General features: G+C 40.1%; 20 protein-coding genes. 3 read left to right on the plus strand and 17 right to left on the minus strand.

Features of this window, described 5'->3' with window-relative positions; translation table 11 throughout:
* Nucleotides 1-13 precede the first annotated feature (13 nt).
* The 8 genes from ahcY to CH365_RS13740 form a co-directional block, all read right to left on the minus strand.
* Nucleotides 14-1327: an adenosylhomocysteinase gene (gene ahcY, locus CH365_RS13705; protein ID WP_100769135.1), complete on the minus strand. Its 1314-nt coding sequence runs from the start codon at nt 1325-1327 to the stop codon at nt 14-16.
* Entirely contained in the window at nt 1327-2367 is a 1041-nt protein-coding gene (locus CH365_RS13710; protein WP_100769136.1) for an ArsR/SmtB family transcription factor, read from the minus strand. The genes ahcY and CH365_RS13710 overlap by 1 nt, the downstream gene beginning before the upstream one ends.
* 109 nt (nt 2368-2476) lie before the next feature.
* Nucleotides 2477-3007 (minus strand): DUF1564 family protein, encoded by a 531-nt coding sequence (locus tag CH365_RS13715; RefSeq protein WP_100769137.1) that lies wholly within the window; start codon nt 3005-3007, stop codon nt 2477-2479.
* 76 nt (nt 3008-3083) lie between these two features.
* Nucleotides 3084-3818 (minus strand): FecR family protein, encoded by a 735-nt coding sequence (locus CH365_RS13720; RefSeq protein WP_100769138.1) that lies wholly within the window; start codon nt 3816-3818, stop codon nt 3084-3086.
* Nucleotides 3819-3903: 85 nt separating this feature from the next.
* Nucleotides 3904-4986 carry a DNA-methyltransferase gene (locus tag CH365_RS13725; protein WP_100769139.1) on the minus strand — a complete coding sequence of 361 codons (1083 nt, stop codon included), beginning with the start codon at nt 4984-4986 and terminating at the stop codon, nt 3904-3906.
* Between the two features lie 101 nt (nt 4987-5087).
* Complete coding sequence (locus CH365_RS13730) at nt 5088-5651, minus strand: hypothetical protein (protein ID WP_100769293.1); 564 nt, start codon at nt 5649-5651, stop codon at nt 5088-5090.
* 63 nt (nt 5652-5714) lie between these two features.
* Nucleotides 5715-6743, minus strand: coding sequence for a FecR domain-containing protein (locus CH365_RS13735; RefSeq protein ID WP_208861211.1), 1029 nt, complete (start codon nt 6741-6743; stop codon nt 5715-5717).
* Nucleotides 6744-6770: 27 nt separating this feature from the next.
* Nucleotides 6771-7295: an RNA polymerase sigma factor gene (locus CH365_RS13740; protein ID WP_100769141.1), complete on the minus strand. Its 525-nt coding sequence runs from the start codon at nt 7293-7295 to the stop codon at nt 6771-6773.
* Between the two features lie 439 nt (nt 7296-7734).
* On the opposite strand from CH365_RS13740, the gene CH365_RS13745 reads away from it, so the two are divergent.
* Entirely contained in the window at nt 7735-8043 is a 309-nt protein-coding gene (locus CH365_RS13745; protein WP_100769142.1) for a hypothetical protein, read from the plus strand.
* A 47-nt stretch (nt 8044-8090) separates the two neighbouring features.
* Here CH365_RS13745 and CH365_RS13750 read toward each other — a convergent pair whose 3' ends face one another.
* The 4 genes from CH365_RS13750 to CH365_RS13765 form a co-directional block, all read right to left on the minus strand.
* Nucleotides 8091-8369 carry a TIGR04454 family lipoprotein gene (locus CH365_RS13750; protein WP_100769143.1) on the minus strand — a complete coding sequence of 93 codons (279 nt, stop codon included), beginning with the start codon at nt 8367-8369 and terminating at the stop codon, nt 8091-8093.
* A gap of 152 nt (nt 8370-8521) precedes the next feature.
* Nucleotides 8522-10423: a glycoside hydrolase family 5 protein gene (locus CH365_RS13755; RefSeq protein WP_100769144.1), complete on the minus strand. Its 1902-nt coding sequence runs from the start codon at nt 10421-10423 to the stop codon at nt 8522-8524.
* A gap of 6 nt (nt 10424-10429) precedes the next feature.
* Complete coding sequence (locus tag CH365_RS13760; protein WP_100769145.1) at nt 10430-11314, minus strand: patatin-like phospholipase family protein; 885 nt, start codon at nt 11312-11314, stop codon at nt 10430-10432.
* Nucleotides 11315-11855: 541 nt separating this feature from the next.
* A complete protein-coding gene (locus CH365_RS13765; RefSeq protein ID WP_100769146.1) occupies nt 11856-13076 on the minus strand; it encodes an MFS transporter in 1221 nt (406 codons plus the stop codon).
* A gap of 310 nt (nt 13077-13386) precedes the next feature.
* Between CH365_RS13765 and CH365_RS13770 the strand changes: the two genes are divergently transcribed.
* A complete protein-coding gene (locus tag CH365_RS13770; RefSeq protein WP_100769147.1) occupies nt 13387-14502 on the plus strand; it encodes a GGDEF domain-containing protein in 1116 nt (371 codons plus the stop codon).
* Here the strand turns inward: CH365_RS13770 and CH365_RS13775 are convergent.
* The 4 genes from CH365_RS13775 to CH365_RS13790 form a co-directional block, all read right to left on the minus strand.
* A complete protein-coding gene (locus CH365_RS13775) occupies nt 14467-15891 on the minus strand; it encodes a high affinity choline transporter 1 (protein WP_100769148.1) in 1425 nt (474 codons plus the stop codon). The genes CH365_RS13770 and CH365_RS13775 overlap by 36 nt on opposite strands.
* Before the next feature lie 83 nt (nt 15892-15974).
* On the minus strand, nt 15975-21242 hold the full coding sequence (locus CH365_RS13780) for a trifunctional serine/threonine-protein kinase/ATP-binding protein/SpoIIE family protein phosphatase (protein WP_208861212.1): 5268 nt from the start codon (nt 21240-21242) through the stop codon (nt 15975-15977).
* Between the two features lie 69 nt (nt 21243-21311).
* Entirely contained in the window at nt 21312-21992 is a 681-nt protein-coding gene (locus CH365_RS13785; RefSeq protein ID WP_100769150.1) for a transmembrane-type terpene cyclase, read from the minus strand.
* 3 nt (nt 21993-21995) lie between these two features.
* A complete protein-coding gene (locus CH365_RS13790) occupies nt 21996-23120 on the minus strand; it encodes an oxygenase MpaB family protein (RefSeq protein ID WP_100769151.1) in 1125 nt (374 codons plus the stop codon).
* Nucleotides 23121-23218: 98 nt separating this feature from the next.
* Between CH365_RS13790 and CH365_RS13795 the strand changes: the two genes are divergently transcribed.
* On the plus strand, nt 23219-24607 hold the full coding sequence (locus CH365_RS13795; RefSeq protein ID WP_100769152.1) for an OmpP1/FadL family transporter: 1389 nt from the start codon (nt 23219-23221) through the stop codon (nt 24605-24607).
* Here the strand turns inward: CH365_RS13795 and CH365_RS13800 are convergent.
* Nucleotides 24604-25080, minus strand: a complete 477-nt coding sequence (locus CH365_RS13800; protein ID WP_100769153.1) for a hypothetical protein — start codon at nt 25078-25080, stop codon at nt 24604-24606. The genes CH365_RS13795 and CH365_RS13800 overlap by 4 nt on opposite strands.
* Between the last annotated feature and the right edge of the window lie 45 nt (nt 25081-25125).

The raw sequence follows: 25125 nt of genomic DNA on the forward strand, positions 1-25125 counted from the left end.
CTCTCCTTGTCGATCAATAGCGGTAATGTTCCGGTTTGAACGGACCTTCTACCGGTACTCCGATGTACTCAGCTTGTTTAGCGTTTAACGTGGTTAGGCGAACTCCTAATTGCTCCAAATGTAACGCTGCAACTTTCTCATCCAATTTTTTAGGTAATCTATAGACGCCAATCTCGTACTTATTGTTCCAAAGTTCGATCTGAGCCAACACTTGGTTTGTGAAAGAGCAAGACATTACGAAAGATGGGTGACCAGTTGCACAACCCAAGTTTACCAAACGGCCTTCTGCAAGAACGATAATGGATTTACCGTTCTCGAAGGTGTATTTGTCCACCTGAGGTTTGATTTCCTTCTTCACCACACCTTTCTCTGCGTTCAATCTGGACATTTGGATCTCAGTGTCGAAGTGTCCGATATTACAAAGAATTGCGCCGTCTTTCATTGCTTTCATGTGTTCAAGGGAAATAATGTCGTCGTTTCCGGTCGCAGTTACTACAATATCAGTAAATTCGATCGCATCTTCTACCCTTAGAACTTGGTATCCTTCCATTACTGCCTGAAGAGCGCAGATAGGATCGATCTCGGTAACGATCACTCTAGCTCCAAAATTGCGTAAAGAAGCGGCAGAACCCTTTCCAACGTCTCCATAACCGCAAACGAGTGCTACTTTTCCAGCAAGCATAACGTCGGTTGCACGTTTGATACCGTCTGCCAAGGATTCTCTACAACCGTATAAGTTGTCGAATTTAGACTTTGTAACGGAATCGTTCACATTGATCGCAGGAAGTTTCAACTCGCCTTTTTTGAGCAGTTTTTCGAGACCTTTTACTCCTGTAGTAGTTTCTTCAGAAACTCCTTTGATCTCAGCGAGAAGTTGTGGATATTTCTCGTGAACGTACATGGTTAAGTCACCACCATCGTCCAGGATCATGTTCGGACCTTTTCCGTCTTCGAAGAAGATGGTCTGTTCCACACACCACCAGTATTCTTCTTCCGTTTCACCTTTCCAAGCGAACACAGGAACTCCGGTTTTCGCAATAGCAGCTGCCGCATGATCTTGAGTGGAGAAGATATTACAAGAAGACCAACGAACTTCCGCTCCAAGCTCGGTCAGAGTTTCGATCAGAACCGCAGTTTGGATGGTCATGTGAAGAGAACCCGCGATACGCGCGCCTTTCAGAGGTTGTTTCCCCTTATATTCTTTGCGTAAGGACATCAGACCTGGCATTTCTTTCTCTGCCAGAATGATTTCTTCGCGACCCCAGTCCGCGAGTGAAATGTCTTTAACCTTATATTTTAAACCTTTTTCTTGTATTGTAGCGGACATTAAAGTCCTCCTCTTTTCTTAGCTTTAATTATTAATACTTTGAAGTATTTCTGAGATTCTACTTCTTCGATCGATTCAAGGCTGAAACCGGTATGGTTCAACCAATCTGCGAGAAGTTCCGACTCGAATCCGAGCCATAAGTCGGCGAAATTATCGCGCATGATTTCTTGGTTATGCTTCTTTAGATCTACGATGATGAAAGTGCCATCGTCCTTTAGAACTTTATATATTTCCTTCATAGCTTGAGGTGGATTGGAAAGGTGATGGAGGACCATCGAAGCTACGACAGAATCTGCAGATTGAATCAAATTCCCCGGAAGAGTTTCAATCTCGGATGTGAGAAAATGGACTTGAGAATTATTTAAAAAGGCACTTTTCGCCTCTTTGATCATCTTCTCGGAAGAATCGATCCCGATAACTTCCTGACTCTTCATCAACAAGTAAGGGATTAAACCACCGGGACCACATCCAAGGTCTAAGATCCGACGAGAATGTTCCGGAAGTAAATCCAAGATCTTATTCCTATACAGAACCGGATCAAGAACATCGCTCTGCACGCTTTCCCAATTTTGGGCAACATCATCGAAGTATTTTGATCTTTTCAGATCTCTTTGTCTGAGAATATCTTTCGTCTTAACTAAGTCTTGTTCCGAATAAGGAAGACTCTTTTCAAAATTCAGAAGAAGCGTATGAAATTTGGCAGAAAAATCTTGCGAATCTTCATTCGAAACCGTAGGGCTATAATATACCCAAGAGCCTTCACGTTGAGATGTCAGAAATCCAGCATCTGCCAGAATCTTTAGATGTCTAGAAATCCTAGATTGGCCCATGTCCAAGACTTCCGTTATTTCCTGAACATTAAGAGGTGCAACGGAAAGTATCCGAAGAACCCGAATGCGAGTTTCATCTGATAATGCTTTTATCGCGAGTAGAATATCTCGATCCTGAAGGGCTCCTTTTGCTGTAGAAGGAGTAACGACAATTGAATCTGGGTAAGTTTCGACAGATTCTCTTTCTAAAGACATATCCTTTAGCGACATTTTCCAGACCCTTCTCACAAGATATCAAGATATCTTGATTTCTTCAAGCAAAAATTGGCCCTCCTACGGAGATAATTATGTCTTATAATTGGCCATTAAAACGTGAAGGTTAGGTCCAATTGGGCGATCCTCTTTTAAGAGTAAATTGCCGAGGCCATCCTACTAAAATGATCAAAACTTCTCTAGTCTCTAAATTCAAAATACGACGAATATCTATAATTCTTGAAGTCGGAGGTTTTCGATTCCTCCAAAAGTGAGAAAGAATTCTTTCATCCACTTGAAGAAAGTCCCAATGGATCATTAACACAATTATATAATTCATCGAGACGCCGTGCGCAAGGGCCACATTTCTCAGTTCTTGGTAATGTTCTTCTTGGGGACGATAACTGTGACGAACCAAATTCTGACCTTTCGCCTGAAAAGAAGTTCTAAGCGGGTTTCTTCCAATGTATCTCTGGGATTGAAGCAACAGGCCGTATTTCTCCTGTAGTCGTCTCAAATATAGAGGAAAATTTCGCTTACAGTCGATAGGAACTTTTCTCCAGAGCCTATCTGGAATCAATGCCGTAGAAGGATAAGGATTCTTAACGATCCTTGCTTTTCGTTTGAGGTTCTCATTTTGGAAAACGGTAGAGTTCATACTCTTCGCGTTTCCCAAATTTGAGCTAGTGCGGGAGGATTTTTTTGTTTGTCGAAGTTACTACAGCAAGATAAAACTATATATCCTGCTTAGTTTGATTTAATAATTCCTGATTCTGAAGTTTTTGATCTCGAAGAATCTTATAATTTTCTTCCATGATCTTCTTAAAGCCATCTAGAATCTTCATTTTTTCGCGCATAAATTCTTCTAGTGGCTGTTTCAAAAGACCTTGAGGAGATACTACAGCTTCCTCATCTCGTTTTAAAGGGAAACTTTTTCCGTTTTCTGTAGTAACTCCGACTTCTCCTTCCTTAACGAAGATCCCATTGGGCACATCAGAATCTTCATTATCAGGACTTTCTTTGCGTTGAGCCTCGCTTTCTTCGCAAACTACAAATTGTGTCCCTCGAACACCAGCATTGTAAGAAGGCGCAGTGATCGTAAAATCTTCTTTCTTAGATCCCTTATCTACACGAGCAAATACCTTACCAGAAACGAGTTCTAATTTTGATTTATTTGTCTTTTTGTCGGAACTTAGTTCTGCAATCTTAACTTTTGTAAAAGCTGCAATGCGAATAACAACTGAAGGACCAATCTGAAGATCGACTTTTCCATCCTTCGTTTCAAGTTCGTCCTGCTTTTTTAAGATAGAATTCTTCTTGAGGTTTACCTTTTTCCCATCCTGGGTTCCGGAAACGTCACCTACAACAAATAGCACGATCGCAATTTCTTCTTCTGCGAAAATCGAAGATGGTAATGCAACTAAAATAGAGAAAATGGCGAAGGCAAATACAAGTGCTCGGTATTTCATGCGAGGGTTTCCTATAACACTAATTTATTCAATAAAAACTGTAGTAGGATCTACTAGATCCATTATAATAGCAACAATTTGAAACTTACTTTTTGGAAGAATTTTGCAGATTATATCGGGAATAATTAGCTTTCAAGGAGAAATGTTCACTTTCGTATGAAGAATCTACCAATTCGAAGGTCAATTCTGTCTCTTGAGAAGTGATTACTGGAAATCCATAGTATTTGTTCTTATGTGCAATCTCTTTCTTCTGCTTCTTCCTATCCAAAATGAAGTCAAGGTGACTTTGTAATCTGTTTTGTAGTATCTTCGACGAAACATTCACTGCGCCAAGAAGCTTCTTTTTAGCAATTTCAAGAATTCCCTGATCTACATCGTATCCAATACTATTTCTGGAAGAGAGAAGAGCCGCTAATGATGTAGTTCCCGTCCCTAAAAATGGATCTAAGACGGCATCACCCTTTATAGAAAACATATTCACTAATCTGTAGGCAAAATCCAGAGGGAATGCAGCCGTCCTTTCCCGCGAAGCTCCTACATCCTTAAAAATCTGCCTTTCTCCCTTTAGATCCCAGACATCAGAGAACCAGACATTTCTTTCTTCCCAAAAAAAGGCGCTATTTCGTCGGATCTCCGTCTCAGATTTAGAATACTTCCTAAGTCCGCCTTTTCGAAGGACCAAAATATACTCATGCTCGTAGGTAACATATGCCCCGACCGGAAACATTCCGGACCCCATAAACTTGGTTGGAGAATTGGTCTGTTTTCTCCACAAGATATCAGGCAATGAACTAAAGCCGAAGTTACGACAAGCCTGTAAAATCCGAGAATGATTCGAAAATAAACCGAATTCGCCTCCAATACTTCGAGTGGCATCGCCTATGTTCACAAGTAGGATCCCACCCTCTTTCAAAACGCGGAAGCATTCTCTCCAGACCTTATCCAGCTGTAAATGCATTGCCTCGAAGGCTTCATTTCCTAAATTTTTGGTAAGGGCATTCTTGGTGTTTTTATCCCAACTTTTGAAAAGATTATCCCACATTTCTACCATAGGATAAGGAGGTGAAGTTAATATGAGGTTAACGCTTTCATCCGAAAGCTCATCCATTTTTCTCGAATCGGAATTATATAATATATGAGAAGTTTCCGGAACGAGTATATCCTTCATACACGTTCCGCATGTTTCAAGAGCGGCCTAAATTGGCTATTCAAATTTAGAAAACTAAAATAAGAAGTCGGATAAGTCGAAGATCCGACAAAAACCGAGCCTCAATTCTTTTTGCCATGGATCTTTTTGTCGATCAACTCATTCAGAAGATCGGCCAGATCTTGAAATTCATCCCCACTTCGGATCCGGATCTTATCTACGTCTTTGCCTTCCAGTAGTAGCTTTAGATTCTTCTTAATATTATAGATTGGTCCGGCCATTTTATGGGAATAGACCAAGACAAATATCGCAGAAAGAAGAAGATACAACAGAGAGAATAGTAAAATTCCTTTAAATTGGATCGTAAACAGATCCAGACCATGATCGTAATCAGGAAGAGTGAGCTCTTTTTCGACGAACTTGTCCTTCTCTTCTCCATTAACAATCTCAAATCCCTTTTGATAGACTTTAACAGTGTCTTCGCGAAGCCTGAAAACCACTCCCTTGTCGTACTTGGTAGAATGGATCCAAAATAAAAACCCAAGAGTAAGCAGTAACCCGAAGATGAACAATAAGGAAAAATTTAAGAAGAACCTTAATTGAAAGTCTTTGTCGATCAGATAATTGGCAAGATGTCTTTTATAACGAGGGGTTTTTACGGAGGGGTTTGCTGTTTCTTCAGACATGGGAATTAGCCTTCTTTGGTAGAATTTCTTTAAAATTCTCCACATGTCAAAAATAATTCGTTTTTAACGAAGTTGAATCACCTCCATTACCGAATCTCTTTGGATTTTTATCTCCTTTTCAAGAGTTTGTAAATACATAAAATTATCGTCCATATCGACGATAACACCTTCTAACGTCTCACCATTGGAAAGTATTACCCTCTCCAATCTTTGGTATTCGTTAAATAGGTCATCCTTATTGGAAAAAGATTTTTCGGAATTTCTAGGAATCTCATCCACATGAAGTTCTGAAAATTTAAATCCGAGGTCTTTTTGCTCTGCAGAAGAAAGGAAAGTACGCTGGAATCCTTTTGCTTCTAAGCGGATTTTTTGACCAGGCTCCAAAACTTGCTCTCCGCGGTTCGGTTCGTTGCTACTTTTTGCAGCCACTCTCCCCTCTAGAACGGATACGATTGTTCCGTCTTTAGGACTTTCTTTAACTTCGAATTTTGTTCCTCTGACTTCTACCAAGCCTGTTTCTGTCATAATCTTAAATTCATCCTTTTTCAGGTTCTTATGCAGATGAACTAAGATGCTTCCATTACGGAGTCGGAAAGATTGTTTTCCTTCTTTCATGATCTCGAGTTCTGTAGATTCTTCTAAGACCATACCTTCTCCCTTAGCAATGTTTAAGAAAAGTTTAGATCCAGGTTCTGTCTTTAGAATCTGACCGGAACCTACAGATTCGCCTTCAGTTAACGCTAAAAGTTTTTCGGAATCAGAGGAGAATAAGTATCCTTTTCCAATAATTTTAGTCACGGATATTGCAAGTTCATCCTTGACGGGGGAAACTTTAGGGGTTTGTAATATAAGAAAACTGAATGCTCCGATCAATATCGCAGCCGCAGAAGCAAGAGAGTATAATAACGGTTTTTTAAATGTGATAACTTTAGAAGTTTGTGCTTTTTCGTAAATTTCTTCGAAGGAGATATTTGGAGGTGCAGAAGCCCAAGATTTGGAAAGCATACTGGACAATTTTTCGATAGAAGAACTGTATTCATTCTTCTCCCCTTCGACCGCCTTCCTTATTTTATGTTCGAAATTTTCGTCCATTCTTCCCTTCAAGAGCCTTTTTCCGTATTATTCCATCGGCAGAATTTGTTTATTTTTTGCAATCTCTACGAGCTTTCCAGTCGCCTTGACGACTAATCTGGATGCAGTTGCAACCGAGATCCCCATAATATCTGCAATATCAGCCAACGTGTATTTTTCTATATTCTTTAATACTAAAGCGTATCTTTCTCCTTCTTCTAAATCATCCAGACAATCCATCAATCTGGATTCCAAGTCGGAAAGTTCGGTCTTTCTTACAAAACTTTGTCCTTCTTCCCGATAACTTCCCATATCGTCCGTTCCGGATTCTTTCACCGTGGAGAACTTCTTGGCATAGTTAATCGATCGATTTCTTGCGATCGTATATAACAGCTTTAAGGCTTGTTCTTTGTTTAAGTCGGAATTGGAATACTTCTTAAAAAAATTAAGAAACGTATCCTGCATTAGATCAGAGGCAATTTCCGGATTTCCGGTATACTTATACAAGAAATCAAAAATTCTCCCGTTGGATTCCCGATACAGGGTTTCCATAAAATCTTTTCGGGATGCCATTACACAAAGATTCCAACTTGAAACGCTAATTCAAGTAATTTCCGACGGCTGTTCTAAACTATACCCTTTTCTCCTCTTCGCGAATGGGCTTTGATAGAATTAACATATCTGATTGGACTTTTTTACATGGATGAGAAAATTTTCTAGGATCGTTTCATTTTTTTCTACTCTTTGATTTTGGGAATTTGAAGAAGTTTCACTCTGAATATTTGTTCGGCCCGAGTTCGGGGAGAAAGAGTTTCTGCAACCGGAATTTGGAGGGGGTTTTGTAGTAACTTCGACGGAGGATGAGTTACCTTTACTGCCGGTCGAAGATACTACAATCGGCCAAATTCGCCCTTCTTATTGGAGACATAATTTTTAAACCCGCAAATACTCCAGGTACTTCAAAATCGAACCGATAGAATTTGTATCCACCGGCATTAAGAACCCAGTTAGAATGAGTCGACATCTTCAAGTCCTAGCCTTTTTTGTAGTAACTTCGACCATCCTATACTCCCCCCTTCTCTATCCATCTCCAGAGGCCTCCTTCCAGAATGAAATTCCAGAATCGAAACCCCTCTTAAGAGTACTACCCGCATTTAGAAAAGAAGAATGCGACTGGGCGATTCGCTGGGATGTTTGCCTTAGATGTGTTTCGAGTCGATATAGATACGCACAACGGATCCATTTCTATCCATCCGGAGTGTATAGGGAACATGGATGTTATTCTGAGGAGAAGGGCTTCTTTTTGATAAAAGAAGATTAAGTGTAAACGGAAAGAGCCGGAGATTATCCGGCCCTTGTCATTGGAAATTACTTCTTACAAGTAGCGAGAGCTGCAAGTGTTTTAGAAGATTTTAAACAAGTAAGATCATATTTACCAGTCATACACTCTTTAAGTAGATGAGAAGAAATTTGACCTTGCATCGCTTTCAATTTTTCAGTCTGCTCTGGAGTTTGACCAACAGCAAGATTGGAAATCAATTCGTTTACAACTGGATCACATTCTGCTTGGCTCACTTTCGCTCCGCCGCAAGAAATAAGACCTGCAAAAATTAGAATCGTAAGGATCGAAAAAAACGTGTTTTTCATGCAAAGACCTCTGCGAATTTTTAATTCTATGTCGCTAATATTAGCCCGAGTCGAATCTCTCACTATTATAAAATCGAAATTTCCAAAACCTTGGAGAACTCCGACAGTTTAACGACGAAGGCCATTCTAATCATTCCCACCTATTAGAAAAGTTATTTTTTAGTCGGGAAAATAGTTATACCGTAATAGGAGACGGACTTTTCTCCCTTGAAGGTCAGTATCCTTTTTTTGGAGTCGAACTTCCAACTTCCGGCATTTACCAATACTTCGAAACCTTTTCCATAATGTATTTCGGGAAGAAAGATTTCAGCTACCGGGATTTCATCTCCTTCCTTTCGAAAAGAATATTTGAACATGGATTTTTCCATATCAAAACTGATCGCTTCCGGATTTCCTTTGGTGCGGATTGGATAAGGCCTGGAGAATGCTCTGACAGCTCTTCCCCCATTCTCATCTATACTCTTAGGAGTATCCAAAGAATAAAGAGAAAGATCTTCTTCATTCCATCTATCTCCTAAACTGTGAGTATTATCAGGAGTATAATTCCATAGTGTATAATGTACGAAGTTTTTCTCGATAGAAGTTATGATACGATTTAGAGAAGCTTCCAAGTGAGAATAATTTTTTGTTCTAAACGCTAATCGCCCGTTCATGTCCATTGGGATCCCAGTTTCTCCGATCACCGTAGGACAATTATTCATCTTCTTGATGGAAACTTCTTTGATCATTCTGATCGTATCTTCGTAAGCCTTCCCTACATTCTTCTTTCCGAATATTGGAACCTGTTTAAAGATATGAACTCCGAACCAAGGAATATAACGTTTGAACATCAATACGGAAACATCATACCAATGAGTCGCGTTGATTACTGTTCCTTCTCCTTTTTTTGGTTTTTCGTCCCAATCCAATTCTAAACTTCCTGGATCCGATTCTACAAAGATGGAGAATTTTTTCTGAACGGATTGTATTCTAGTTTTGAATCTTTTAATAAATGGAAGCATGAACTCAGGATAGAATTCTATCTTTCTTCCCCTATATTTATTAAAATAATCGGGGCGAAGTAACATCGGAGCGCCGTTCGGATCATAATCCCAGACTCCATGTTGTCTCCAAATGCAATGTTTTCCTTCTTGCCATAGAGGAACCGACTTAGTATTTATTTTGGTTTTTCCTAAATTGAATCCCGTAAACCCGAGCATATACGCGTTGTTTGCCCTGACAGTTCTTCCTTCGGATAAGAACATTTCTTGGAAAGGAGAGGTAGTTAGAATTTTACCGAAACCAAGTCCGGAAAATTCTCCTATATTTTTTTTACCGATCCATCCAGGAGAAGGCTCATTTAAGGAATCGAATCCTAATACGTTTTTGTATTTAGCGACCTTCTTCGCGATCCGACACATTGCTTCTATATAATGATCTTGTAAAAAAGTTTCTACATTCTTTCCACGAATGGAAAGTTTAGGCGCAAATGTTTTTCCCCCGAAGAACAGAGTGAACATTGTAGCGCAAGCATACTTCTGATAGTTTAGAGGCCAGGACATTCTTTTGTAATTCCTGCCCTGGAAATGATGGACGATTGCAGTATCGGAATCTTTAATATTCTCTATATTCATTCCGACTTCTTCCAAGGTCCAACCAGGAGCACCATCTCCCCCCGTGAATCTAGACCAAACGTCTTGGTGAGGATCTATGAATACGTAGAATCCCTTTTTATCGGCAAGAGCCACCATTCTTTCAATATAATCCAGATACGCTTGGTCGTATTTGCCTGGACCTAAATGTTCCACTGCTTCCCAAGTTACGAGAAAGCGTAGAAAGTTAAATCCCCACTTCTTCAAACGATCCAAATGTTCAGCAGCTTCTTTTTCTTCCAAAGGTCTTCCGACAAAAGAAACTTTTCTATGATCATGAAAGGTTAAGGACTGATCAAAATGTGTGGTCCCATCCGGTTTAAATGGAAGTTTGGAACTTCCCGAAAGATTTACTCCTCTTAACTGGAGAATGTACCCTTCCGAATCTATAAAATTCCCGTCTTCTACCTTGATTTCCAGCATTGGATCTTAATCTTCCCCGAATTGAATCTTAGCGTCTTCGTATCCGCGGCTGATCAGATAATCCGCTTGCACTTGAGAGAAATTTAATATACTTCCGAAACCGAGAGAAGTCCTCGGGCCGATCACTCTGATCTTATAATCCGTTTTTTCAGGTTCGGAGAAAGACAATAAGGATTTAGTGAATCCCTTCTTCTTATTATCCTTTTGTTTTTTTTGGTATTGCAGGTTTGCCATGATAGTCTGAAAGGATCCGATCAAAGAAAGTTCGAAAACTCTCTCGAGTCCGTCCCTTCTGTTCCGTGGAAGTCCCATATTCACTCCTCCCACAGGAGACAACAATACTACTACGATCTCTTTTGCGCCTCTTTCTACCGCTGGGAGGATCGGAACATTCGCCATCACTCCCCCATCCCAATGAGGTTTTCCATCCACATATTGCCAAGGAAAGATCAAAGGTATGGCAGAAGAAGCCATCACATGTTCTATATCTATATCCTTGTTCCCAAAAAAGACCAATTCGGCGGTAAGTATATTCACCGCGGTGATGATGATCTCCATCGGATTTTTTCGCATATTACGAAAATCTAATTGAGAATAAAGTAGATATTTTAAAGGAGTTGTGTCCGCGAGTGGAGAAAACCTACGGAAGATTAGGTCCAGAAAATCGTTCCAGATGGAGTATTTCATCACCTTTTGGATTTCGATGGATTTCCAAAGTTGTATGATCCTAGCTGCATCCATTCCGCAACCTAATGCGGAAGCGGTGATCGCTCCAACGGAAGTTCCGCAGACTATATCCGGTTTGAATCCGATTTCTTCTAAATATTTTAGGACCCCGGCATGATATGCTCCTCGAGCGCCTCCACCGGATAATACCAAAGCCCGCTTCATTCCAAATTAAATCCTGCCGGAGTCAGTCTTAGGTTTCGCAGGTAAATTTCAAGACGGAATATTGATTTGGAATTTTGTAGTATCTTCGACAATTTCTACACAAATTCACTCTAGCGCGGATATCAGCAGCTAATACGAACTTAAGGTTTGGAAGAATGGACTGAGATTTTGGAATTTGCGTCGAAGTTACTACAGATTTCACTCAGGAGAATTTCCCCGAGTTAAGCAAAATCTAAAAAGGAAGGAATTAAAACCTTCTGAGTGTCTGCGTCTAGCTATGCTAAATGCCCGAAAGTGACCAATTCTCGGAACTCAGAAAGGCCAGTGGTCTGATGGTATTGCAATAGGTCCAAGAGGGCCATTTTGCAGGGGCCTGGGCTATTGCTCAGCCACCTCACAGGTCATTTTCTTGCTGCAACTGTCGCTACTCAACTAAACCACCTCCTTTAACGTGTGGCCAGACAGTATTCTGTCGCATTAAAAAGTCAAGAAATGTCCGTATTTTTTTACGGATTTCAAAAGCAAGTTCCTAAACCAAGACTTAGGAAACTATTTTCACCTTTCTGGAAAGATAGAGAGCGAGAAGATTGAAACCGACCGCGAAGTAACCTACTACATCAAATCTTTCGAAAGTTCCATTTGGCAATTGGACCAAGATCGCTCCCGCGAGAAGTGCTCCAATACCTGTGGCCACACTTTGTAAGCTGGAATTCACAGACATAAAACTTCCTCGTACCTCAGGGCGAATGGCAGAAGTTAGCATCGCCATAGAAGGAATCACCCGACCGGATACTAGGACCATGAAAACTGTCGTAACTCCGAGCGCCATGTATACCGGAAGATCCTTAGGCAAATGGGTAATTGCAAGTATAGGAAGTAAAGCGAGAAGAACTAGGATCAGAAAAACCTTATGTTTTCCAAACTTATCGGACATGAATCCGACGATCCAGGAAGAAACAAAGGTGCAGATCCCGCCTATCTCGTAGATATGACTGACCTGAGTCTTGGAGAAGCCCATATTCCTCTCCATAAAAACGGCGATCGAAGTTACGACAGTAAACCCGCCCAAGATCACGCTCATAAAAAACGCAAGAGCCACTAAATGGTCCCTCTTAGAAAGAACATTGATTAATTGGCTGAAGTCCGCAACCTTCTGTTTTTCCATTTTAGAAGGAAGACTAGGCAAATATAGAATGGCCAGAACCAGGATCGGAAGGCCCAAAAGTACGATAAATGCAAAGGTATAATTCCAACCCGAGCTCATCGCAATACGGATACCGGAAGGAACTCCCAGAACGGAGGCAGCAGAGAATGCACCCATCACTCCGCCCATCGCCTTCCCTCTTTTTTCGATCGGGAAAACATCACCTATGATAGAAAGAATGACCCCGCTGACCATTCCACCGAAAATCCCGGCAATGATCCTTGCAAAAAGAAGAAAGGAATACGTATTTGCAACCGCGCAAAGCGCGGTTCCTACCAAAAACCCTACATATAAAAAGATTGCGGCTGACTTACGATTAAAACGATCTATAAAGTTTGCCCCGATCAAAGCAGCAATTGCGGCGGCGAAAGAATAAGAAGAAAGGACTAAGGAAAACATTGCAGTATCGATCTGGAACTGCTTCAAAAAATAATCCTGAAGCGGGAACATGATCATAAAGTCCATGATATTGGTGAATTGAATACTCGCAAGAAGTAGGATCAGGAACAATTCATGACGAACTATTTTTGTCCGAGGAAGGGAAGCTACGGATTCCATATACTTACCAGATTTTTTTACGCGAGTTATAAAGAGATAAATTTTTAGAAGTTCCGTATTTTACTCATATAAATTTGTTCTTACAAAGTTTGGAGATTAAATAGATTCGAATAATCACCTAGAACTTAGTTCAAGAAATTTCTGAAATTATAGAGAGGCAATTGTAATGCGGATTTGGATGACGAATCGGCACCCGAGTTTCTTTCCTAACTTAATAAATAATTTTTCGATTTTTGTTATTCGGATTTTTCACTTCCTCTCTCAGAAGCGTATAAACATAAATCTTCATTCGTCTATCTGAATATCCTCTATGAAACTCAGAAGATACCTTTCGGAAGACTTTTCTTATTCGAAATCCGGAGAAATCCGTAGACTTCGTACTCTAGACAATGACAAGTCCGTCAGGATCCTTAGTATTTTTTCCCTTCTAATTTCCTGTATTCTTTTCACTCAAAATATACTTTCACCGGGAACTCCCGATGGTGGACATCTTCAATTCTTGTACGGAGTGAGCTTTGGAAGTTCTGCTTTGTTTTCCAGTTTGATGTTGGCCGTTCTCGCCTTAAAGGACATAAAAGGTAAAAAACTTTCATACTTCGCCATGATCGGGTATGTCGGAATACTTACATTCACAACTACTTTCGCAACCTTAGTAGATCAGTATCATACCTCCGATTATTCCGCTTTTTGTTTCGGATTACTTCTTCTTCCACTTTTCTTAAGGGCAAGTTTTGCCACTTATCTAGCCATCGTCTTCGTAAATGTGCTCTTCTTTTCATTCGGTTATTCTTATATGATAGAAAGAGAACTAACTTCCTCCGTTGTAACCCCTATTATTGCATTCTCCATTGCAAGTATGGGAGCAGCGATTAATGTAGAAGGTACCCGTTTAAAAAGCAACCTTCTGCAATTACAATTAGAAGAATCTAATAAAAATCTAAAAGAGCTATCTCATAAGGATTCCTTAACTGGACTTTTTAACAGAAGGCATTTAATGGAATCTTTAAGCACCCTTTTGGCCGCGTCTAAAAGATACGATTTTCCGTTGTCGGTCCTTCTACTCGATTTAGATCATTTCAAAAAGGCAAACGATTCCTTAGGGCACCAAGTGGGAGATAAACTGCTCGCAACTATCGGAAGATCATTATCAGGATTAGTAAGAGATTGTGACGTGGCAGCCCGTTATGGCGGAGAAGAATTCTGCGTAGTATTATCCAATACGAATATAGAAGGAGCAAAATTCGTAGCAGAAAGAATCCGAGCCAGAATAGAAACCGAAACCTTCGAAGAGATCCCTTGGACAATTACTGTAAGTATCGGTGTCGCAACAAGAGAAGGAGACGAGACTCCGGAAGACTTCCTCAAAGCTGCAGACAAGAAATTGTACGAATCAAAGGCCGCCGGAAGGAACAGAGTCTCCGCTTAATTCCATTTCCGACTCGAATAAAGAAATTCTAATATATCTTCCCAAAAACTGTCCTAAAAAGCTGACCCCTAAAGCGGGGATTGTAGGGGGTAACCATTGCGGTCCGAAAAATTTCAGGCCTAACCAAACGATCATCCCAGAAAACATAGCATAGACTGCCCCGCTCGCATTCGCTTCTTTCCAGAAAATGGCAGCAACCAAAGGAACAAAAAGAGAAACTAAACTGATGGAGGATGAGTCCGCGACCAACTGATAAATATTTGTCTCACTCAGCGCCATTCCTGTAGAAACAATTGTTACGATCAATACTGAAGAACGCATCACTCTCAGTAATAATTTTTCGGAAGGATTTTTCAAAGTAGGACGGATCAAATTTTCTCCTAAAACCGATGCAGGTGCCAAAATCGCGCCGGAAGCAGTACTTAAAATCGCCGAAAGTAACGCTCCGAAAAATAGAATCTGTATAAATAAAGTAGAATGTACTAATACAACATGAGGAAGTATCATCTGATTATCCCCGGCAGCGATCTCAGGATACACTCTCCTTGCAAAATATCCTGCAAGCAAAGGTAGAAATGCAACAGTTAGGTACATTCCTCCGCCCAAAAAAGAAGAATACACAGCGACCTTTTCCGATTTAGAAGACATTACTCTTTGGAAAATATCCTGTTGAGGAATAGAACCCAATCCAATCGTCATCCATGCGGCGATATAAGCAAGGACCGCTTCTGTTTCTAATGGAGGGAAGAAGGAAAAAAATCCAGGCTTTGCAGTTGCGATGACTGTTTCAAATCCACCCGCCTTATCTTGTAGATCCCAAACTAAAACTAAAAGCCCTACAATAATCAAGATGGTCTGTAAGAAATCCGTAATGGAGATCGCCCACATTCCCCCAATATAAGTATAGATCAATACCACAACAGATGCTAAAAGTATTCCGACATACATATCGAATCCGAACAAGGAATGGATAACTATTCCCATCGCAACCAACTGAGCAGCAATCCACCCGAAGTAGGAAGGAATCATAAATAATGCAGAAAGGAATTCAACCTTACGACCAAATCGATTTTTGTATAAGTCACCGAATGTAAGAATATTCATCCTGTACAATGGCTTCGCAAAAAATATCCCTACCAAAAAAAGACAAAGTGCTGCTCCGAAAGGATCTTCAATGACAGCCAAGACCCCTCCATCCACAAACTTGGAAGAAGCACCCATTAATGTTTCCGACCCGAACCAAGTGGCAAATAAAGCGGAAGATGCAAGCACAAGCGGAAGTCTTCTTCCTGCTAATACATAGTCTTGGGAACTATTAACATATCTAGAGGCAAATGCTCCGATCGAAATAGTGACAACGATATATAGAATAACGAAAAGGCCGAGCAATTAAGAATGTCCTGGGAGAAAGCTTACTAATTGCGATCCTGAAACTTACAGAATCAAAACGCAAGCGATAATAAGAAGATTGATCAATCTATATCCAAGATCAAAAGAGTGATATCATCTTGGATGGAGGTTTTAGAAATAAAATATTGGAGGTCGGAGAGTATCCTTTCCGCTTGGACCTGAGGTTCAAATTGAGCATTCGCCCGAATAGAATGCAAAAATCTTTCTTCTCCGTATTCGGATTTATCCTCATCGAACTGTTCGTAGATTCCGTCCGAAAAAAGAAAGATCCTATCTCCGGATTCTATTTTATATTCTTCAGTCCTGTACGGATAATCTTTCACGAATCCTAGAATAGCTCCCGTTTTGGGCATTTCTTCCGTGTTATAAGATCGTATTAAAAATTGGGAGATATGACCTGCCGAAGCAAAATATACTTTTTTCTCGGATAGATCCACATCGCAGATTGCTCCGGTAAAATAGAGTGTTTTATATTTATTTAAAATAGAATTATTCAATCCGGAGAGTATTTCTCCCGGTTTTTCCAAAGAAGATTTTAAACTTTCATATTCTCCTTTGATAGCCATTGTCACCAAGGCCGCCTGGACACCGTGGCCTGTAGCATCTGCCAAGAAAAATCTATACCTTCCATTATTTAATTTGTATATATCGTAGAAGTCCCCACCTACCTCATCCATGGGCAGATAATTAACAGAATATCTCAGGCCCGGAATATTTTTAAGTTCCGGAAGAATACTTCTTTGGATCTTTTGGGAATACAACATATCCTTTCTGATAATCGAAAGAGATCTGGCCAATTCCTCAGTTCTTTCGTTTACCTTTCTTTCTAGTTCGGAATTCATCCGAGTAATATCTTCGTATAACTTTGCATTTTCTAATGAAATTGCAGCCTGAGCGGAAAGAATTTCCAGAATTTCTAATCTATGTTCATCGAAAATCCCTGCAGTAAGTCGATTTTCTAAATAAAGAACACATAATGTTCTTCCTTGTTTTGTGATCGGCATGCACAATAAGGACTTAGGCTTACTTCTTTTGACATACGGATTGACGGAATAAAAAGAATCCTTTGCTGCATCTGAAATCAAAACCTTCTGTCCGGAACGAAAACAGAAATAAACTACTTCTAACGGAAGCAGATGCCCAGAATCGTCTAGTGAAATTGGTTTAGGTAAAAATCCCGGTTCTTCTATATCTGAACCCGCCATCAAAAACAGTTCTTTGTTTTGAGGAAGGATCAAAAAACCTCGAGTGGCCGCTGCATTTTCCATGATAGTCCGGATAAGCTGTCTGAGTAATTCACCTAATTCGATCACCCCGGAAATACTTTGAGAAGCCTTAAGCACGGTTCTTAAATCCAAACTAAAAGAGTTGGAATGAATAGAGTCTGCCAGGATTTTTTCCACGGAACGTTTCGGCGCTCCTTGAGGGCGAAGTAATTCTCCATATTCGTCTCTGAGTAAATTTACGATAGATTTTGCTCCCCAAGATCCGTAGAGTCGAACAGCATTTTGCATCAAAAATTTTCCGTACGAGTTCCTACCCTGTATTATATTCCATTCGGCAATATGTTGGTAAACTACGGCCTTTCTGAAATCATTAGGTTCAGATTCTACCTGCTGCATCGCCATATCGAAGTATTTGGATGCACTTTCCTTTCTTCCCGCGTAATCTTCGTAAAGTCCCGCCAACACAAAATAAAATAATTGGAAACTTGGCGGATAGATCCTCGCCCAAAGTTTAAATAAATATAATGAATATCTAAAGAAGAATTTTTCAGTCAGCTTCAGCTTCTTCTTACGTAATTTCAGAAGGCCTAAGGATCTATAAAATCTATACTCGGAGTAAATGAACATGATCCTGGATTTTTCCAGATCAGAATGGTAATTTTTGAAAATTCTCTCTGCTTCTAAATAATAACCAGATAAATACGCGAGGGAGCCAAATAACGTAGCGTACCAGGAATTAGCAGTTCCATTCCCAGCGGCTCCTAAAACCTTGGACTCGAATTCCCTATCCGTGTAGAGATCCTCTTTGTATCGAACGGTTTCAGTAGATTTCCCCTCTAAACGATCTAAATAAGAATCGGAAGAATGCAAAAGGATCATCAAAATATCATAATTTAGTTTGGCTCCCCTTTCTAAATTTTCTTTGATCTTCTCTCTATAAGAGATCGAATTCTCCGCTGAGTATAATTGGTTCGTATTTTGGGAAAAAAGTGCAAAAGCCGCCCAAAGATAATCCCCATACTGCATACATTTATGAAATGCTTCTTCCGTGTAATCCACTATGGAACGGAAAGGATACATGAAATAATCCAGAAGAATGGTCCGACCGAACACAAACCTTCCGTAAAGTTCATCCGATTTAAACTTTTTTAATATCTTTTCAGCCAAGGTCCAATATCTCATGGACTGTTGAAAATTTCCGTTGATAGAAAGTAATATGGAACCGAATCCTGCGTATCCGAAAAAGCTAAAAGGAGCATTCCCTTCTTTTAATGTAAGATTGATTAGCTTTAAATAAATATAAGCCATCACCTTCATATCCATATGTTTGCCGTAATTAAGAAGGTTGACTAGTATATTTAAGGCTTCTGTTTTATACGGATCCTTACTGTCTTTCGCATTTACTAATTTTTCGGGAGATCTTCCTCTACTATAGAAGATCATCTTCAGCACTTCGCCGAATACGGCTAAAAAGCCGGGCTTTTCCTTAAAACCTATCCCGAGTGATTGTAATGCCTTAATCCCAATCTTGGATGCGGAATCCAAATCGTTATAGACGTTCATCACTTCCAATTGCATCAGATAAACGTCCGCTTTTTCGGAAGGACTAGGCAATTTGGAAAGTAAGTCGGATACGATCTTCTCCGCTTCTTCTCTTCTAGATAAATAATATGCAGATTCTGCGAGCGATTTTAGAATATGAATCGCATTCTTTCTGTCTTTCTGCCAATAGGAGTCTTTTAATTGAGAAGCAAGTAAGCTAAAAAAAGAATAGGATGATTCATAAGCGGCGCCGGCTCTCGCAGAATTTCCGGCAAGTATTGTATAATGGAAGAAATCTTCATTCTCCTGACCGTTTGTATACAATTCTCTAGAGCGCAAAAGATGGTTTGCAATATCCAAAACTTGTTCGGATCCGCCGGAAATTTTTTCACGCTCTATCAATAACTTAGCAAGTGTATTATGAATTCTAGCTTTTTCAGTAGAATCAGTCGCATCCAAAATGCTTTGGATCATTCTATCATGAGAAAAATGGAATTGAATATCGGACAGAGAAGAATACATGCCGGACTCTTCTATCTTTTTATGGGAAATATATTGTAAGGCGGGAAATAACATATTTCCGGATTCTCTATAAAATACGATCCCTTCTCTAATTGCCTCTCGTATTCCCCTAGACAAGACCCCCGGCTTGGTCTTGAAAAAATCGTACATATCTTTTAGATCAAATTTGGCACCTATACAGGCTCCTACCCTCAAAACCTCCAAGGTTTCGTCTGGAAGTTTTCCCACTTTATCCAAAAATAAGTCTAGAACGTTATCCGTAACTGCTCTTTGTAAAAGTCTATCCCAATCAACTCTATGATAAGCTGTTTTTGGATCAAAACTTAAGCAACCTTCCTCGTATAATGATCTTAAGAATTGATGCAAAAATAGAGGATTGCCCCCTGTTTTTGAAACAAGGACTTCTGCAAGTCGATTCGCATCCTCTGCGGAAACATGGATACTATCCGATACATATTTAAAAACGCTATGTTCGTTTAAAGGAGAGAGTCGAATCTCTCTCAAATCCAAACCCAAAGAACCTTGTTTTACATTGATATTAGGAAAAAAGTCCGCGTCTTCTGAACGACTAGTAAGAACAAAGAGTAATCCTTCCCAATCTTCGCTATTCAAAATAAATTCAAGTAATGCAAGTGAAGCGGAATCCGCCCATTGAAGATCATCTACAAGAATGATGGCAGGATTTTTTCGATCAAAACAAAGAGTCAAAAACTTTAGAGCGACTGCAAAAAGTATCTTTTCGTCCTTCTGCCTCTTATTCGTTTTTGCAGGTATTTCAATTCCTAAAGTTTTTCCCAAATCAGGTAAGAATTGGGTCAGGATTTCTATATTATCTCCCAGAGTTTCCTTTATAAAATTCTTAAGTAAGATGATCTCTTCTTCTTTTTTCTGAAGGATCCTTCTTAAAAGATCGTCCATGATCTGTCGGAAAGCGTAATACGGGATCTCTTTCTTATCTTCTTCGAATTTACCTCGCAAAAGGACTACGGAATAGATATCCAAATATGTGATCGCATCTTCTACTAGCGCCGTTTTTCCGGTACCCGATTTGCCTCCGATAAATACAGCGGCCCTTCTTCCGTTAGTTACATTCACTATACCGGATTCGATCTCTTTTCTTTCTTTTTCTCTATCATAGATCCTAGGAGAATCTCGGAAACCTACCTTCTTTTCGTAAACCCCCGGAACGAACTCCGACAATTTACGCTTAGACTTTAAAGAATCCTTAATACTCTTTAAGTCATGTATCAGATTTTCCAGAGAGAAGTATCTTTCTTCCGGCATCTTTGAGAGCAATTTGTCAACCAAGGTTGAGATCGCTGCGGGGACATCTTCTCTCCTCTTCACTAAAGAAACGGGAGATCTTGCGATATGATAGTGAACCATCTCCAAAGGATCTTCCGTTTCAAAAGGAGGAGTCCCGGAGATGATTTTATAAAATAATGCGCCTAAAGAATATGCGTCGGATCGGAAATCAACCGGACGATTTAATCTCCCGGTATTCTCCGGAGAACAATATGGCAGAATGTCAAAAGTGTATCTAAGAGGAGCATAACTTCCTTTTTCAGAAAGAAGAAGGGAGGCTCCCCCTAACCAGGCCAATTTAGTTTCTCCAGTATCCGGATTATAGAAAAAAGCCCGCGGAGAAATTTGATTATGAACGATACCGAAAGAATGTAACTTAACTAAATTTTCTGTGATTGCTAAAGCTATCTCTAAAAAAGTTTCTAGGGAAATAGATCCCGCCAAACTTTGGTGTAAAAGTTTAGAAGGAATGTTTTCATATACCAGACAAATACCGTCCGAATTTTCGAACATATCTTCCGGCTTGAGAATGCCAGGATCGCTGACTAGTTTTCCCAATTCGAATTCATTTAAAAAGTATACCGAAGAGGTTTCCTTCCCCTCCGGTCTTTGTATCCGAATAATTTTTGGTTCTCTAGCCCGACCGAATTTTCCTCTATAAGTTTGGGAAAAACTGTCCTCGTACAGCAATTCCCCCAATTCATAAGGAACTCTGTCTGTGGACAAATCCTGCATAGTCTCCAATTTTATCTTTTTCGAAACCGAAAGCCGGTCCCGAATCCCACCCGAACTGAATTTTAAAGTTCACACTTTAGAGGGCGAATACTTTTGGCGCGTAAAGATCCAAACATAGTATATGTCGGCTATCGTTCCGAGTCCGCTCAATGTCTGAACAAAGTACTGCTCCGGAAAGTATAGGAAGATGAAGATCGTAAAGAACCCGTTCCCCAAAAATTTTGCCCAAGAAACCGAATATGAGAACATGCTCGGATTGCCGGTTTTTAGGAAAAGGATCGGATACATCACCGAAATGATCAGACTTAAAATATAAGCCGAATTGGATCCGGTAAAAAGATCATAACCTCCTTTATAGAAAGTATAGATCAATAGTCCCCAAGACACCACCAAAATGCCCAGAAGGAATTTATATCCCTTATCCGACAATGGCAAGGAAATTTGTTTTTTACCGAATCGGAACACCTGATAGAAAATCACTATGTCCAATACAAATCCGAGCCTATAGCCCCAGAGTAATATCGCACCCATGGGTTCTTTAAAGAAAAATCCCCATAATAATTCCCAAATAATGTTCCCGCAGGCGATAAAAACGGGCATCTCGACGAATTTTTTCTTAAAAGGTTCTATTAGAAGAACTGCATACATATAGGCCCAGAAAACCACACCTAAAAGCAGGCAAATATTCTCAAATAGAGTATAACGTCCGAAATATTCCGGATCCGTTGCTAAGGTCTGCCAAAAACTCATCCTTTATAGTCTCCAATTCTCTCTTAATGAAGGCGGAATCCAAAACCTGGCTTTTTTTCCGCCGTAATAAAAATGATCCATAGAAAAAAGAAGTTTGGAAGCAAAATAAGCGACTAACTTTCCGAATCCCTCATCGCCGTCTACATGAGTATCTACATCCTGAAAGATCTTTTCCATAAAAAACCCTAAAGGATTTTTAGGAGGCCACCCGATGCCTAACACTTCGCTTGTTTTTTGTCCCATATACGTTTGCAGAAAAAATATTGGAAGACTGTCGAATAAATTTCCTGGAAGCATATATTCCATAAAGTCCAACAGAGATTTTGCAAGTATCTTGCCCGCATCTGAAGGTTTCTGTTGGTCGTTAAATATGGACTCACCTAAAGAATGTGCGACATCATATCCCTCGGGACAAAGCTCAGGCTTTACTCCTATAAAATGTCCCGCCACTCTCCATAGATGAATGTATGCGTCTTTTTCTTCTTGAGTTAACTTTAAGGCAGATTGTGCTAAACCCTCGATTACCAGACTGGAAAAAGACTGCAGAGTTCCAGCCATATCTTCTTGGTTGATCGGTTGTCCCCAAGCAGGATCCCAATCTTTTCCTTTTCCAAGGAAGTAACGAATGGATGCATGCATTAATCTGACTTTCTGTGCGGTACGGATCCCTTTACCCTGCGGACCCAGTCCATTCTCCTGAGCAACAGAAATCACAAATTGAGTGGTTTCCATGAGTCTTCGATTGACCCCATCGATTACTCCATTCTGTTCTATTAATCTTCCGGTTTTGTAAAGTACCTGTGCTCCATCTCCGCAAGAGTACGCCATAGGAAGAGACTTCACACAAAGCATCATTAGGATCTGGGGACCATAAGTGGCGAATAACTGCTCGCCTTTCGCGATCTTGTTCTTGTCAGCCCAAGAAGGGAGATCTTCCGTCTCGTAGAAATATTTTTCAAGATAGTCAGGCAGACCGGAAGGAATCGGATCCGAGTTCTTGGAAAGAGCGTCGAAAAAGATCATCGTTTTCTGTCTGTCAAAAGCAGATTCAGTAAAATACTTTGTGACAATCTCGTCCGCCAATGGATCAGTTTCTTTTCGTAATGCGCGTAACTCGCTCGAATTCATTCTAAATTAAAGCCTCTTCTCAGGAATGCGCCAGTTTTATATTTTGAATTTTAAAAAGAAAGCACTTGTAAAAAAAACCGTACCGAATTCCTTGAAGCATGCTTTTTGGATCTAGAGTTCGCAAAAAATTCTCACTATTCATCTTGGCTATAATTTCTTTCCTAGCTCCTAAGTTAGAAGCTGTAGGACTTTTTCAGCCTTCTCATAACGCTAGATACGGCGGTATGGGAGGAGTGAATTTGGCCATAGGGGGATCTCCTATGGATATAGGGACCAATCCTGCAAACTTAAGTCTCAAAAACCGAAAAGAATTGGAGTTTGGAATTTCATTACCGTACATCCGTACAGTATACAAAGACAGATTCCTGGATCCGGACCCGAATCTTACCTACGAAAATTCAGAATCTTATAATGTGCTTGCCCCTCTCCCATATTTCGCAATCCGAATTCCTCTCGGCGAAAAATGGACTTACGGTGGAGGAATTTACATACCGGGAGGAGGAAATGGAGAAGTTTCCGGACTCACAAGGATCACACCTAACGGCCAAAGTTTGAACGATTGGTCAGGAATGAAACTCCCAAGTCCGATCGGAGATTCCAAAAGAATACAGGAGAGCTATTCTTCTACTTTTTATCTAGTCAAATCCACGCATGCACTTTCTTATAAGATTGGCGGGCTTTCTATAGCATTCGGAGTGGAAGGAATTTATTCCAGACAGATTGCTTATCAAAAGTTTTACGATATTACTGGGACAATTGAAGTGCCCGGCCAAGGTTTTGACTACAGAAGTAAAAGCGCATATGCACTCGGTGGGATTTTCGGGACTACTTACCAGATTACCGAAACTTTAAAAATTGCTTATTCTTACCAGACCTCCGCGAAAATCCCTTTGGATGGAAGTATGCAAGTGGGTTCTTATCCGAGTAGGACAGGAGTGTCTGCGACTTTCGCAGTTCCGGAAAGACATGGTTTAGGTTTTTCTTATGGAACAGATACATTCAAGATCGGAATAGACGCTTTATATTATAATTATTCTTCTTATACTTCTACATACAAACAAACACTGGCAGCACCCTTGTTTCCAACTGCATTCGGACAAACGAATGTGATCCCCCAAAATTTAAGTTATCACGATTCTTGGGCTTTGGGAATAGGCGGAGAATGGATTGTAAATGATTGGACTTATAGATTAGGCGCAAGGCATAACTCCGGAGTTTTAAGATCGGAAGGAACGAATGCACTACAAGCAGGTATCATGGTTCAGGATCTAGTTTCCGGTGGATTCGGATATTCGACCGGAAAATGGAAATTCGATTTTACACTTCTATATTATCTTCCTGTAAGAGTTTATAATGGAGGTTCTGCGGACTGGAACTTTAATCATGCGGTATTCTCCAAAGATGATATCCGAGTAAACGAATTCAAACATTCCTTAAGATCGGATATCCCTGCAATATTATTAGGAGCCAGCTATTCCTTTGATTAAGATTTTTGAATGGAATCTTCTTTTGAAAAGAGAACAGAACTCGCCAAAAGGCAGAACGCAAGAAAGTCGAAACTGAATGCCCCTACTTGTCCGAATTGCCAAGCGGATCTTATATTATTCCAATGTTCAGGAATAGTATGAGTGATTGTCCATTCTTTAATTTGAGAAGTAGCCGGAGCCACAAACAAAAACCAAACTCCTAAGGAAAAAATAAAGGAGGCCCCGCTCAAAACAGTATAACGAAAAGACCTTGTCCCCTTTGAAAAATAAGCGATTGTAAAAATAAGAAGAATGGAACCTATTTGCACGATAGGGCCTATGATCGCAAAATATTTATACAAACTAGTCTGGACTTGAAAATACAGGTCCGCTTCCCAATGCAATTTGGGTGCGGCTTCCATCACATGCGCAAATCTCATTCCAAGAGTTAAAGCGGCTAAAATAAGTGCGAAAAATCGGATCTTAGATAACATAATAGGCTCCTTTCCGTTTTCTTTAGTTTCTTCTCAGAACCAAAA

This window comes from Leptospira neocaledonica, assembly GCF_002812205.1.
Lineage (GTDB): Bacteria > Spirochaetota > Leptospiria > Leptospirales > Leptospiraceae > Leptospira_B > Leptospira_B neocaledonica.

Bases quoted from the DNA above. Each gene is read 5' to 3' on its own strand.
- CH365_RS13800 (WP_100769153.1), bottom strand. From the start codon at position 25,080: ATGTTATCTAAGATCCGATTTTTCGCACTTATTTTAGCCGCTTTAACT.
- CH365_RS13765 (WP_100769146.1), bottom strand. From the start codon at position 13,076: ATGGAATCCGTAGCTTCCCTTCCTCGGACAAAAATAGTTCGTCATGAA.
- CH365_RS13740 (WP_100769141.1), bottom strand. From the start codon at position 7,295: ATGGCATCCCGAAAAGATTTTATGGAAACCCTGTATCGGGAATCCAAC.
- ahcY (WP_100769135.1), bottom strand. From the start codon at position 1,327: ATGTCCGCTACAATACAAGAAAAAGGTTTAAAATATAAGGTTAAAGAC.
- CH365_RS13780 (WP_208861212.1), bottom strand. From the start codon at position 21,242: ATGCAGGATTTGTCCACAGACAGAGTTCCTTATGAATTGGGGGAATTG.
- CH365_RS13770 (WP_100769147.1), top strand. From the start codon at position 13,387: ATGAAACTCAGAAGATACCTTTCGGAAGACTTTTCTTATTCGAAATCC.
- CH365_RS13725 (WP_100769139.1), bottom strand. From the start codon at position 4,986: ATGAAGGATATACTCGTTCCGGAAACTTCTCATATATTATATAATTCC.
- CH365_RS13785 (WP_100769150.1), bottom strand. From the start codon at position 21,992: ATGAGTTTTTGGCAGACCTTAGCAACGGATCCGGAATATTTCGGACGT.
- CH365_RS13710 (WP_100769136.1), bottom strand. From the start codon at position 2,367: ATGTCGCTAAAGGATATGTCTTTAGAAAGAGAATCTGTCGAAACTTAC.
- CH365_RS13735 (WP_208861211.1), bottom strand. From the start codon at position 6,743: ATGGACGAAAATTTCGAACATAAAATAAGGAAGGCGGTCGAAGGGGAG.
- CH365_RS13790 (WP_100769151.1), bottom strand. From the start codon at position 23,120: ATGAATTCGAGCGAGTTACGCGCATTACGAAAAGAAACTGATCCATTG.
- CH365_RS13745 (WP_100769142.1), top strand. From the start codon at position 7,735: ATGAGTCGACATCTTCAAGTCCTAGCCTTTTTTGTAGTAACTTCGACC.
- CH365_RS13730 (WP_100769293.1), bottom strand. From the start codon at position 5,651: ATGTCTGAAGAAACAGCAAACCCCTCCGTAAAAACCCCTCGTTATAAA.
- CH365_RS13715 (WP_100769137.1), bottom strand. From the start codon at position 3,007: ATGAACTCTACCGTTTTCCAAAATGAGAACCTCAAACGAAAAGCAAGG.
- CH365_RS13795 (WP_100769152.1), top strand. From the start codon at position 23,219: ATGCTTTTTGGATCTAGAGTTCGCAAAAAATTCTCACTATTCATCTTG.
- CH365_RS13760 (WP_100769145.1), bottom strand. From the start codon at position 11,314: ATGAAGCGGGCTTTGGTATTATCCGGTGGAGGCGCTCGAGGAGCATAT.
- CH365_RS13750 (WP_100769143.1), bottom strand. From the start codon at position 8,369: ATGAAAAACACGTTTTTTTCGATCCTTACGATTCTAATTTTTGCAGGT.
- CH365_RS13755 (WP_100769144.1), bottom strand. From the start codon at position 10,423: ATGCTGGAAATCAAGGTAGAAGACGGGAATTTTATAGATTCGGAAGGG.
- CH365_RS13720 (WP_100769138.1), bottom strand. From the start codon at position 3,818: ATGAAATACCGAGCACTTGTATTTGCCTTCGCCATTTTCTCTATTTTA.